This is a genomic window from Eubacterium sp. An11 (assembly GCF_002161065.1).
Taxonomy (GTDB): Bacteria; Bacillota; Clostridia; order Lachnospirales; family Lachnospiraceae; genus Anaerobutyricum; species Anaerobutyricum faecale.
This window is the reverse complement of record NZ_NFLV01000003.1, coordinates 163479-175757: the sequence shown is the minus strand read 5'-3', so window position 1 is coordinate 175757 and position 12279 is coordinate 163479. Positions and strand designations below refer to the sequence as shown.

Below are 12279 nucleotides of genomic sequence, written 5' to 3'. Positions count from 1 at the left end.
TGTTTTTATCGTATATAATAAAGTCTTGTCTATTATATACTTCTGAAAATTAATCATCAATTAGCAGAATGCACAAAATCCGACCCCCGGGAGATTATTATATTTCTTCTTATAAAATATATTCTGAGAAAATAGTTTCTCAGTCATAACGGTATGGCATTAAAAAAGCCTGCTGCGGAAGAAAAATGTGAAAAAATAAACAATAAAAAGCTTTCAAAAATGCATGAAACAGGGTATTATTATAGCAGCTGAAAAATAAGGCGCGCCGGATCATGGTAACATTCTCTGCAAAGGAACGAAATGTGAATGAAGAAAAGGAACGCCTGATAAGAAAAGGAGGACAGAATAATATGAGAGGAATAGAAACAAGAATTCAGGATATCCGTCATATGGTTTTTACAGAGGTAGCCAAAATGGCCTATCAGGAAGAGGCGTCTGTGGAAAAGCATATTGAGAAAATCCCTTACGAGATCATCCCGGGAGACGTTGCGAATTTCCGAAACGATGTATTCCTGGAGAGAGCCATCGTAGGAGAGAGAGTGCGCCTTGCCATGGGTCTGCCGTGCCGCGACGCCGGCAATCAGGCGCCGATATCCGAGGACGTGGAAGCAGCGGACCGCCCGGAGACTTACTACACACCTCCGCTGATCAATATTATCAAGTTTGCCTGCAACGCCTGCCCGGAGAAGCGTCTCATCGTCACCGAGGGCTGCATGGGCTGTCTCGCTCATCCGTGTATGGAAGTCTGCCCGAAAGACGCGGTGCATCTGGACCGCACCATCGGCAGAGCCAGCATCGACCAGGATAAATGTATCAAATGCGGCCGCTGTGCGACGGCCTGCAGCTATAACGCCATCATCACTCAGGAACGCCCGTGCGCGGCGGCCTGCGGCATGGACGCCATCCATTCCGACTCACAGGGCAAGGCGGAAATCGACTATGATAAATGCGTTTCCTGCGGTATGTGTCTGGTGAACTGCCCGTTTGGAGCCATCTCAGACAAATCCCAGATATTCCAGGTCATCCGTGGTATCCAGGCCGGCGAGCACATTTACGCAGCCATCGCCCCGGCCTTCGTGGGACAGTTCGGACCGAAAGTCACCTCCGGAAAACTCCGTGCCGCCATCAAACAGCTGGGCTTCACTGATGTCTTCGAGGTAGCCATCGGCGCCGACCTCTGCGCCGTGCAGGAAGCCGATGACTTCATGGAAAATGTGCCGGAGCGTCTGCCGTTCATGGCAACTTCCTGCTGTCCGGCCTGGTCTGCCATGGCGAAAAAAGAATTCCCGGACTACGCCGACTGCGTGTCCATGGCCCTCACCCCGATGACTCTGACTGCCCGTCTGATCAAACATACCCGTCCGGGTTCCAAGGTGGTCTTCATCGGACCATGTTCTGCCAAGAAGCTGGAAGCCATGGACCCTGCTGTCCGCAGTGAAGTGGACTTTGTCCTGACCTTCGAGGAGATGACCGGAATCTTCGCTGCCCGCGGTATCGACCTTAACACTATTGAAGACCTCCCGGGAGGCGTCAACGACTCCTCCGCTGACGGACGTGGTTTTGCCGTATCCGGCGGTGTGGCCCGCGCTGTTGCCGATGTCATCGCCGAGAAATATCCGGAACACAAAATGCAGGTGGCCAGCGCCGAAGGTTTAAAAGAATGTAAAAAACTCATGGCCCTTGCCAAAGCCGGCCGCTACCAGGGTTACCTTCTGGAAGGCATGGCCTGCCCGGGCGGCTGTGTCGCCGGCGCCGGTACCAGACAGCCGGTAAACAAAGCTCAGGCCTTTGTGAAAAACTATGCCGGCAAAGCCAGCCACCAGACCGCCGACCAGACCGAGAGCGTGAAAGAGCTGAAGCATCTGGTGGGAGAAGAGGAGTAGGAAATTTCCTGGTAAAAAACGGATATGTATTTGATTTTGAAGGCAGAGGAAATAATTTTCTTCTGCCTTTATCTTTTTATAAAAAGTTATAGGGATTTTTTTACGGAAAAATGCGTGAATAAGCTTAAATTAGTTGACATATGCGTGAAAACATGGGATAGTAGGTACAAAGGTGGTGATATCATTGTTTAAATTTAAAGTCAATCCTTACAGGCCTGGAGCAGGGCTGGCTCCAATATATTTAGCAGGAAGAGACGAAGAAATTGAGAATGTAAGTCAGATTTTTGACGCATTAAATATGAATATTCCGACACAATCTATCGTGTTTAGTGGATTGCGCGGTGTGGGAAAAACAGTTTTATTAAATAAGCTGCAGCGTATTGCGGAAGACAAAGGTGTGTTTTGTCAATATATAGAAATAGAAGATTCCAATGATTTTATTTCAAAAATTGCTGCGTGTTCTCAATTATTTTTAAGAAAAGTAAGCGCCAAAGAAAAGTTTAAAAATCTTATTCAAAAACCGCTGGATGCATTGAAGTCATTGGTTGTATCTTTTGATCCGAATGAAAATACATTTTCTTTATCAGTTCAGGAGAGAGAATTGTATCAGACAAATAATCTTACGCAGAGTATGACAGAAGTGTTTACAGCGATTGGCGAGACAGCATACAAAGCAAAAACGCCATTGTGCTTTTTTATCGATGAAATGCAGTATATGAAACAAAAAGAACTAGGTTCTTTGATTGCCGCATTGCATCGTACAAACCAGTTAGGATATCCGATTATGATTATTGGTGCAGGACTGCCAAAAATATATAAAATGTTATCCGACGAGAAATCATATTCCGAAAGATTGTTCATGTATAAAATTGTTGGATCATTAAATCGGGAACAGTCAGAGCGTGCCATCAAGATTCCCGCACAGCAAATGAATATAGATTATACACATGAGGCTGTCGATACAATAACGGATATTACGAAAGGATATCCATTTTTTATTCAGCAGCTGTGTCAAATTGTATTTCAAAATGTGGATCATAGTCCGATCAATAAAAAAGACGTTGACGATAACATCAATGAATTTTTTGATACTTTGGATACGGGCTTTTTTAGGGTGAGGTATGAACGCTGCTCAGAAAAGGACAAGATTTTTATTTTTGCCATGATAAAATGTGGAGAACTGCCTTGTACTATATCTGATGTAGCGAAAAATATGGACAAAAAAGTTTCTTCTATCTCAACAATACGAGCACAACTTATCAGTAAAGGTATAATATATCCGGTCAGATATAAAGAACTGGATTTTACTGTCCCGGAATTCGATGGTTTTATAAAAAGACTGGATGAATATCAGCAATGGTGCGATGAACAATAGTCCGAGATAAATATCTTAAGTATCAGATTAATAAATATTTTAAGTATCAGATTATGAAAAATGTAGAGTGAGTAGATATTGCTCACTCTATTTTTGGTTCTTCGTCATCTTCTTCCGGTGAAAAAGCATTTTATTATTTTGATAAAGCTGGAAAAGTAGGTGATCCTGATGGATATTATAATATAGGATACTGCTATCTTCATGGACAGGGTGTAATGAGAAATCATCAGAAAGCTCTGATTTATATGGAAAAATCAGCTAATATGGGAAAGCTTGCAGCGATGCAGAATACTGCTTGGTTATATGAATACGGTGAAAATATTTCACACGATATAAATCAAGCAATGTATTGGCTCAAAAGAGCTGCCGATGCGGGAGTGGCAGAATCACAATACTTTTACGCGAATGCATGTATGAAAGGAATGAACCACGTTAAGATTAATCCTAAAGAAGGAATTTATTATATGAAAAAAGCTGTTGAGCAGGGTTATTCAAATGCCATTTGCGATCTCGGATACTATTATGACAAGGGAATAGGAGTTGAGCAAAATTATAAAAAGGCACAGAAATACTATTTAGAAGCTGTAGAATTAGGTAATGATACTGCGATGTTGAATGCTGGTATACAATATTATGCTGGGAAAGGTGGAATAAAAAGAGATTTAGATAAAGCTTTCGAATTATGGTGGAAGGCAGTGTCTTTAGGAAACGATTCTGCTAAAAATCCCATACAGAAAGTTTTAAAATTGTCAATTTTTAGTTCTGTAGATATATGTACGGCTTTATCAGCTTTGCTTATTTCTCAAAGTCGATATGAAAGTGCTTTTTTAATGTATCATTCAGATACAAATAGTATAAATTTTTTCTTAATTAAAGAATGGATGAAAGATGAAAAGATAATAAACTTAAATAATCCTGATGATTTGGATAGTTTGTTTCTTCCTGCTTACTATAATTATTTTATTGCATTATTACCTTTTGAAATAATAGAAGATAATTCAAATTCAAACTACATAGGATATAAAATTAATTTGAACGGAGATGGAAAAAGTCCCGATTGTGATGAAATAAAACGAAGAATAGAGGAAATAAAAGAGAAAATGCCATTTTATACTGAGAAAATAACATATAAAATATTGGGCGATAACAATGTAAAAAGTTTAAGTATTCATTTTGGTGATCACTGTATTTGGCGTGTAAGATAGGAGCAAAAGTGTGAGATTGTATTATTACATCTATACTCGATTTTTTGCTAAAATGAATTGAAAAATTTTTACCATTGACGATTCTGCAATATTTGTTATAATAAACAATATAAATTGATACCATATATAGCGTGCGCAATAGATGAATTTTATTTACAGAACAAGCGAAAATCTTTAACAGAAATACGCAAGAACAAAGAATTCGTGTAATAGAAGGTAAGAAAATGCAAAGAGAGGGGGTAGGAAATGCGAATGTCAGATGATGAGCTATTAATAGCCATATCAAATATGATGGATTCAAAATTAAAACCAATCGAGAACCGATTAAAACGAATGGAAGCAACGTTTGAGAATAATATGTTGCCTCGCATGCAGAACATAGAATCCTGTTATGTCGCCACCTACGAGCGTTATCAAAATTCTGCTGACAAGATGGAGATCGTGGCGTTGGATGTGGAACTGTTAAAAAGGGTCGTGGCCGAACACAGTGAAAAACTGAATCAGGCCATATCATAATGAACGGCATCATATAGTGCGTATATTATATCCACTACAGAGTGAGCTTCCGGGCTCACTCTTTCCATTTGCACCCCGCTTACTCCATTTCCAATACATTTCTATTCTCCGGGCTGTAAACGGTGAATAACGTTTGCCTCTATTCTCCGGGCTTCTGACCTCTTCACCCCTTTAAACTTTTAATTTATGATTTACGAAATCACAAAAAAATGTTACAATAGACATATATTACGCAAAAGGAAGGGATTTCTATGGGGAAAAGAGCTCCGAAAGAGCGGAAGATTGGCATGTATAAGGCGATTTTAGAGTTAAAGGACCTGGAAGAATGCTGTAACTTTTTCGAGGATATCTGTGCAGTGACAGAGCTTCGCTCCATGGAGCAGCGGTTTGAGGTGGCGAGAATGCTTAAGCAGGAGAAGGTCTACACGGAGATCATGCAGAAGACCAACGCCAGCTCAGCGACGATCAGCCGGGTGAATCGTATGATGAATTACGGTACGGGATGTCTGGGAGCGGTTCTGGACAGGCTACCCGACGATGAGGATGAAGAAGAATAGAATAATTCCAGAGATTCCCTTTACACACATGCAGCGATTTTATCGCTGCAAATTTATGTAACAGAAAGGATATAAGTATGAAAGAATTAATGCTGGGTAATAAGGCTTTTGCCAGAGGATTGTATGAAGCCGGATGCAGCGTTGTTTCCAGTTATCCGGGTACGCCGAGTACCGAGGTGACAGAGGAAGCGGCAAAGTATGACGAGATATACTGTGAGTGGGCACCCAATGAAAAGGTAGCCATGGAAGTGGCTTTCGGTGCATCTTTAGCAGGCAAGAGAAGTTTCTGCGGCATGAAGCACGTGGGATTAAATGTGGCGGCAGACCCGCTGTATACCTGTTCTTATACAGGCGTAAACGCAGGTATGGTCATCTGTGTGGCCGATGATGCGGGTATGCATTCTTCTCAGAATGAGCAGGATTCCCGTCATCACGCCATTGCATCGAAAGTGCCGATGCTGGAGCCGTCTGATTCCGGTGAGGCGTACGAATTTGCCAAGAAAGCTTTTGAGCTTTCCGAGGAGTTTGACACACCGGTCATCATTAAGATGTGTACCCGTGTGGCACATTCCCAGAGTGTGGTGGAGCCGGGCGAGAGAGTAATGCCGGAGCCGAAGCCTTATGTGAAGAACATTGCCAAGTACGTTATGATGCCGGGCAATGCCATCCGCCGTCATCCGTTTGTTGAGGAGCGTACCAGAAAGCTCATTGCCTATGCGGAAAACTGTGAGTTTAACCGTGTGGAGATGGGAGATACAAAGATTGGCGTGATCACTTCTTCTACCAGCTACCAGTATGCCAAGGAAGTATTTGGAGATAACGCCTGCATTTTAAAACTGGGTATGGTCAATCCGCTTCCGGAGAAGCTGATTTTGGACTTTGCATCTAAGGTGGAGAAGCTTGTGATCATCGAAGAGCTGGACCCGATCATCGAGAACCATTGTAAGCAGCTGGGTCTTACCGTAACTGGTAAGGATGTGCTTCCGATGGAAGGTGAGTTCTCCCAGAATCTGATCGCTGAGAAGCTGGGCGTGCCGGTTCCTGCCCATAAAGATCTGGAAGAGGCTCTGCCGGGAAGACCTCCGGTGATGTGTGCCGGATGTCCGCACAGAGGTATGTTCTACAGTCTTGCCAAGAATAAATGTACCGTTCTCGGCGATATCGGATGTTATACCCTGGGCGCTGTCGCTCCGCTTTCCGCCATGGAGATGACACTCTGTATGGGCGCTTCCGTAAGCTCCATTCACGGATTTAATAAGGCCCTGGGCAAAGAAAGCGAAGGGAAGACCGTGGCTGTCATCGGTGATTCCACCTTCATGCATTCCGGTATGACAGGACTTGCCAATATCGCTTATAACCAGAGTAATTCCACCGTGATCATTCTGGATAACTCCATCACCGGTATGACAGGACATCAGCAGAATCCGACTACCGGTTACAATATCAAGGGAGATCCGGCAGGAAAGATCGATCTGGAAAGTTTATGCCGTTCCATGGGATTTAATCGTGTGGTTGTGGTAGATCCGTATGATCTGGCTGCCTGTGATAAAGTCATCAAGGAAGAACTGGCTGCGGATGAGCCATCTGTGATCATCAGCCGTCGTCCTTGCGCACTCTTAAAATATGTGAAACACAATCCGCCGCTTAAAGTGGAAGAGAAGAATTGTGTCGGCTGTAAATCCTGTATGCGTCTGGGCTGTCCGGCCATCAGCATTAAGAACAAAAAGGCTGTCATTGACGAGACCTTATGTGTGGGATGTGGTGTCTGTCAGCAGTTATGTAAATTTGATGCATTACAGTCATAGGAGGGTGTGAAATGACAAAGAATATTATGATTGTCGGCGTAGGCGGACAGGGTTCCCTGCTTGCCAGCAAGCTGCTTGGACATTTATTATTAACAGAAGGATATGACGTGAAGGTCTCTGAAGTTCATGGTATGAGCCAGAGGGGCGGAAGCGTTGTTACATATGTAAGATTCGGAGATAAGGTGTATTCTCCGATCATTGATAAGGGAGAAGCAGATTTCATCGTGTCTTTTGAGAAACTGGAAGCTGCCCGTTACATTCCTTATCTGAAAGAAGACGGAAGAATCGTGACCAATACTCAGGAAGTGGATCCGATGCCGGTTATCACCGGAGCGGCAGAATATCCGGAGAATCTGGTGGAGAAGATGGAAGATCTCGGCATTAAAGTGGATGCTATGGACTGCCTGACTTTAGCCAATGAAGCAGGTTCCTCCAAAGCAGTCAACATCGTGCTGATGGGACGCCTGTCCAGATACTTTGATATTCCTGTGGAAAAATGGGAGAAAGCCATTGCCGCATGTGTTCCGGAAAAGTTTGTGGATGTGAATTTGAAAGCATTTGAATTAGGTCGGGGAGAGTGAAAAGTTTCCGGGATTCTATAAGTGAAGAGTTCCGGAGACAGCAAATAAATGAAACAGATTAGGAGAAGTTAAAAAATGAAGAGATATTATCAGCCGGAAATTGAGACTATGCCTGTGGAGCAGATTCAGGCGCTCCAGAGCGAAAGACTGGTAAAACAGGTGAAATTTGTCTATGATAATGTGGAGTTCTACCGTAACCGTATGGATGAAGCCGGGGTGAAGCCGGAAGACATCCATGGTATTGAAGATCTGCACAAGCTGCCGTTTATCACCAAGGATGACCTTCGTGATCAGTATCCGTACGGACTTTTGGGTGTGCCGTTAAAAGACTGTGTTCGTATTCAGTCCACCAGCGGTACCACAGGACGTCGCGTGGTTGCGTTCTATACCCAGGAAGATATTGATATCTGGGATGAGTGCTGTGCGAGAGCCATTGTGGCAGCCGGCGGAACAAATGAGGATGTCTGCCATGTCTGCTATGGTTATGGTCTGTTTACCGGTGGTCCGGGACTTAACGGCGGTTCCCATAAGGTGGGTTGTCTGACGCTGCCGATGTCCTCCGGTAATACGGAGAGACAGCTGCAGTTTATGACAGACCTGGGATCTACCATTATCTGCTGTACGCCATCTTACGCGGCAAACCTCGCGGAGGCCATCAACGAGAGAGGACTTCGCGATAAGATCAAGCTGAAAGCAGGTATCTTTGGCGCAGAGCCATGGACAGAGGAAATGCGTCATAATATCGAAGATATGCTTGGAATCAAAGCGTATGATATCTACGGTCTCACAGAGATTTCCGGTCCTGGTGTATCTTTTGAATGTGAGGAACAGGCAGGAATGCACATCCAGGAAGATCACTTTATTCCTGAGATCATCAATCCGGAGACAGGGGAAGTCCTGCCGGAGGGAGAGATCGGTGAATTGGTATTTACCTGTATTACAAAGAAGGCATTCCCGCTGATCCGATACCGTACCCGTGATCTTTGCTATCTGACCAGAAAACCATGTTCCTGCGGACGTACCCATATCCGTATGCATAAACCGATGGGAAGAAGCGATGATATGATGGTTATCAAAGGTGTCAATGTATGGCCGTCCCAGATTGAGTCCGTTCTTCTCAATCAGGGTTATCAGGCAAACTATCAGATTGTTGTTGACCGTATCGGTAATAACGATACCTGTGAGGTACAGGTGGAACTGACACCGGAGATGGCCGCCGACAATACTGTATCCATCGAGGACAGAGAGAAGAAGGTAGTCAAAGGACTGAAATCTATGCTCGGAATCAAGGTGGATGTGAAGGTAGTTGAGCCAAAGAGCATCACAAGAAGTGAAGGAAAGGCAGTCCGCGTCATTGATAAACGTGATCTGTACAAATAAAAAATGTACGTAACTGGTCTTTGGCGGACCGGTTATGGGAGAGGAGGACACTGCATGTGCTGTCAAAGTGCGAGAAAGATTCGTGAACGATGCCATGCAGGAGATCCTCTTTTTTGTTGGGTGAAAACATGGACAGTGGTTTCTTTGTTTCTTTTGTTAATTATTTTAACGGTATAATTAATAAAATTGAAAAACACAGGTTATTTTTCTTATGTTATAATGGAAAACGATTGAAAATACAGCAAGATATTGTGGGAAAGAAAGGAAAGAAAAAATGAGTATTCGAATTGGAATCATGGGATATGGTAACCTGGGAAGAGGCATTGAATGTGCCCTCCGCCAGAATCCGGACATGGAGCTGGCAGCGGTCTTCACGAGACGTGATCCGAAAACGGTCTCCATTCTCACAGACGGTGCGGCAGTGTGCAGTGTTTCTGAAGCAGAAGATTGGAAAGATAAAATCGACGTTATGATCCTTTGCGGTGGAAGTGCCACAGATTTGCCGGAGCAGACTCCGAAATATGCGTCCATGTTCAATGTGGTGGACAGTTTTGATACCCACGCACGGATTCCGGAGCATTTTGCCAACGTAGATGCCGCCGCAAAACAGAGCGGGAAGACAGGTATTATTTCTGTGGGCTGGGACCCGGGTATGTTCTCTTTAAATCGTCTCTATGCCAATGCCATTCTTCCGGACGGAAAAGACTATACTTTCTGGGGGAAAGGTGTCAGCCAGGGACATTCTGACGCGATCCGCAGAGTGGAAGGTGTGAAAGATGCCAAGCAGTACACGATCCCGGTGGAGGCTGCTCTTGACGCAGTAAGAAACGGAGAGAACCCGGAGCTGACCACCAGAGAGAAACACACCCGTGAATGTTTTGTGGTTCTGGAAGAAGGAGCAGATGCCGCAAAGGTGGAGGCAGAGATCAAAAATATGCCAAACTATTTCTCAGATTATGATACGACTGTACATTTCATCAGCCAGGAAGAGCTTGATAAGAATCACAGTGGTATCCCGCATGGCGGCTTTGTACTTCGCAGCGGAAAGACCGGGTGGGAGGGTGAACACAGCCACCTCATCGAGTACAGCCTGAAGCTGGATTCCAATCCGGAATTTACGTCCAGCGTGCTGATCGCTTACGCCAGAGCGGCATACCGCCTGCACAAAGAAGGACAGAGCGGCTGCAAGACAGTCTTTGACATTGCGCCTGCGTACCTGAGCAGCAAGAGCGGTGAAGAACTTCGGGCTTCTATGCTGTAGGATTTTCTGATGCATGCCGGGCCGGAAGGTCTTCCGCGAGGAACCTGTCAATCAGTTATGATATCAAAAGATGCCGGCAGAGTTCCGCCGGCACAGACAAAAGGGAAAAATATATGAAAAATGTATATATAATGAATCATCCGTTAATTCAGCACAAGATTACCCGCCTGCGGGATAAACATACCGGAACCAGTGAATTTCGCAAGATAGTGGAGGAGATTGCTATTTTGATGGGGTATGAGGCGCTCCGCGATCTTCCGCTGGAAGATGTCGAGATTGAGACGCCCATTGAGAAATGCAAAAGTCCGGTGATTTCCGGAAGAAAGCTGGCAGTGGTACCAGTACTGCGGGCCGGCCTTGGCATGGTCAACGGAATCACTACGTTGGTGCCGACGGCAAAGATTGGTCACATCGGCCTTTACCGGGATCCGGAGACCCATAAGCCCCACGAGTACTATTGCAAGCTGCCGGAATCCATTGGAGAGCGGCTGGTAGTCATGGTGGATCCGATGCTGGCCACCGGCGGTTCCGCCGTGGCGGCCGTAGATTTCATTAAGCAGAGAGGCGGAAAGAATATCAAATGTCTTTTCATCATTGCTGCGCCGGAAGGGCTGAAGGCGCTTCAGGAGGCTCATCCCGACGTGGAAATCTATGTGGGACATCTGGACCGGGAATTAAATGAAGCCGCCTACATCTGTCCGGGTCTGGGAGATGCCGGCGACCGGATTTTCGGAACGGAGTAAGGATCAATAATAAAAGAACTGCTGCAAAACTTGTCCATCAGACAAAATACGAAGAGAAATGGAATCTCTTGTATTTTGCACTGACGATATGTTTTGCAGCAGTTTTTTGTTTACCGGAACGCTTCCTGTCCAAGAAGCGCCACTGCATTTCCTCCGAAGATCTGCTCTTTTTCTGCATCACTAAAATCCATGGCTTTGATGCGTCCGATATAGTCGGCCTGATCCTGCCATGGAGAATCGGTGGCGAAAAGAATACGGTCGGTGCCGTGCCTGCGGCAGAGCCGGATGAAGTCTTCGTCGCGGAGATTCATCTCTTCATATGGAGGCTCATCGGTGGCCGGATTTTTGGCAATGGGGCCGATGGAGAAAGCCGTGTCCAGCCAGACCGGCGCACCGGCCAGATCCCGTTCCACGTCCTGCCAGCAGTCCCAGTTGCCCATATGGGCCAGAACGAACTTTTCCGGATGAACTTCGTCGATAACCTTTAAAATATGTGCCACACTGCAGTAGTTGCGGTCATAGATACCGATATCAATACCGGCGTGGGTGAGAACGATAAGGCCTTCCTCAGAAGCACAGTCGATGATGCGAAGCATGCGGATGTCATCCAGATTGATGTTCTGATAAGCCGGATGCAGTTTGATGCCTGCGATGTGATGCTCCCGGAGACGCCGGATTTCTTTTTTGTAATCGGTATAGTCCGGGTGCAGCCCGCCAAAGGCGATGATGCCTCTGGCAAGAAGTGCTTCCCGGTCTTCGATCATGGAACTGTTGATTTTCTCTACCTGTTCCGGACTGGTCATCACCGGGAGATTGACGGAATAACTGACACCGGCTTTCTTCATGGAAGCGGCGAGATTCTCTATGGAACCGTCCGTGTACGCCTTAATGTGGGCGGTGATTCCCAGCTTTTTTACGACTCTGGAAGAAATCTTTTCCGGAAAAGTGTGTGTGTGAAAGTCGATTATCATGT

12 protein-coding genes are annotated in these 12279 nt (G+C 45.3%); 11 read left to right on the top strand and 1 reads right to left on the bottom strand.

Going from position 1 to position 12279, the window contains the following annotated elements:
• Positions 1-350 precede the first annotated feature (350 nt).
• From B5E53_RS04140 to upp, 11 genes are all read left to right on the top strand, one after another.
• Positions 351-1883: a 4Fe-4S dicluster domain-containing protein gene (locus B5E53_RS04140; RefSeq protein WP_087312836.1), complete on the top strand. Its 1533-nt coding sequence runs from the start codon at positions 351-353 to the stop codon at positions 1881-1883.
• A gap of 184 nt (positions 1884-2067) precedes the next feature.
• On the top strand, positions 2068-3258 hold the full coding sequence (locus tag B5E53_RS04135) for an ATP-binding protein (RefSeq protein WP_087312782.1): 1191 nt from the start codon (positions 2068-2070) through the stop codon (positions 3256-3258).
• A gap of 77 nt (positions 3259-3335) precedes the next feature.
• A complete protein-coding gene (locus tag B5E53_RS04130) occupies positions 3336-4463 on the top strand; it encodes a tetratricopeptide repeat protein (protein ID WP_343215592.1) in 1128 nt (375 codons plus the stop codon).
• Positions 4464-4751: 288 nt separating this feature from the next.
• Complete coding sequence (locus tag B5E53_RS04125) at positions 4752-4979, top strand: hypothetical protein (RefSeq protein ID WP_162611779.1); 228 nt, start codon at positions 4752-4754, stop codon at positions 4977-4979.
• A gap of 251 nt (positions 4980-5230) precedes the next feature.
• Positions 5231-5536, top strand: a complete 306-nt coding sequence (locus B5E53_RS04120) for a YerC/YecD family TrpR-related protein (protein ID WP_087312779.1) — start codon at positions 5231-5233, stop codon at positions 5534-5536.
• Between the two features lie 77 nt (positions 5537-5613).
• Complete coding sequence (gene iorA, locus B5E53_RS04115; protein ID WP_087312778.1) at positions 5614-7341, top strand: indolepyruvate ferredoxin oxidoreductase subunit alpha; 1728 nt, start codon at positions 5614-5616, stop codon at positions 7339-7341.
• 11 nt (positions 7342-7352) lie between these two features.
• Positions 7353-7922, top strand: a complete 570-nt coding sequence (locus tag B5E53_RS04110; protein ID WP_087312777.1) for an indolepyruvate oxidoreductase subunit beta — start codon at positions 7353-7355, stop codon at positions 7920-7922.
• 75 nt (positions 7923-7997) lie between these two features.
• Complete coding sequence (locus tag B5E53_RS04105) at positions 7998-9302, top strand: phenylacetate--CoA ligase (protein WP_087312776.1); 1305 nt, start codon at positions 7998-8000, stop codon at positions 9300-9302.
• A gap of 113 nt (positions 9303-9415) precedes the next feature.
• Positions 9416-9580, top strand: coding sequence for a hypothetical protein (locus B5E53_RS19080; protein ID WP_162611778.1), 165 nt, complete (start codon positions 9416-9418; stop codon positions 9578-9580).
• Positions 9577-10563 carry a diaminopimelate dehydrogenase gene (locus B5E53_RS04100; RefSeq protein WP_087312775.1) on the top strand — a complete coding sequence of 329 codons (987 nt, stop codon included), beginning with the start codon at positions 9577-9579 and terminating at the stop codon, positions 10561-10563. The genes B5E53_RS19080 and B5E53_RS04100 overlap by 4 nt, the downstream gene beginning before the upstream one ends.
• Before the next feature lie 113 nt (positions 10564-10676).
• Positions 10677-11306 carry a uracil phosphoribosyltransferase gene (gene upp, locus B5E53_RS04095; protein WP_087312774.1) on the top strand — a complete coding sequence of 210 codons (630 nt, stop codon included), beginning with the start codon at positions 10677-10679 and terminating at the stop codon, positions 11304-11306.
• A gap of 110 nt (positions 11307-11416) precedes the next feature.
• On the opposite strand, the gene B5E53_RS04090 is transcribed toward upp, so the two are convergent.
• The gene (locus B5E53_RS04090) at positions 11417-12277 is read right to left on the bottom strand and encodes an amidohydrolase family protein (RefSeq protein WP_087312773.1); all 861 of its coding nucleotides are present in this window, start codon (positions 12275-12277) and stop codon (positions 11417-11419) included.
• Positions 12278-12279: the final 2 nt, after the last annotated feature.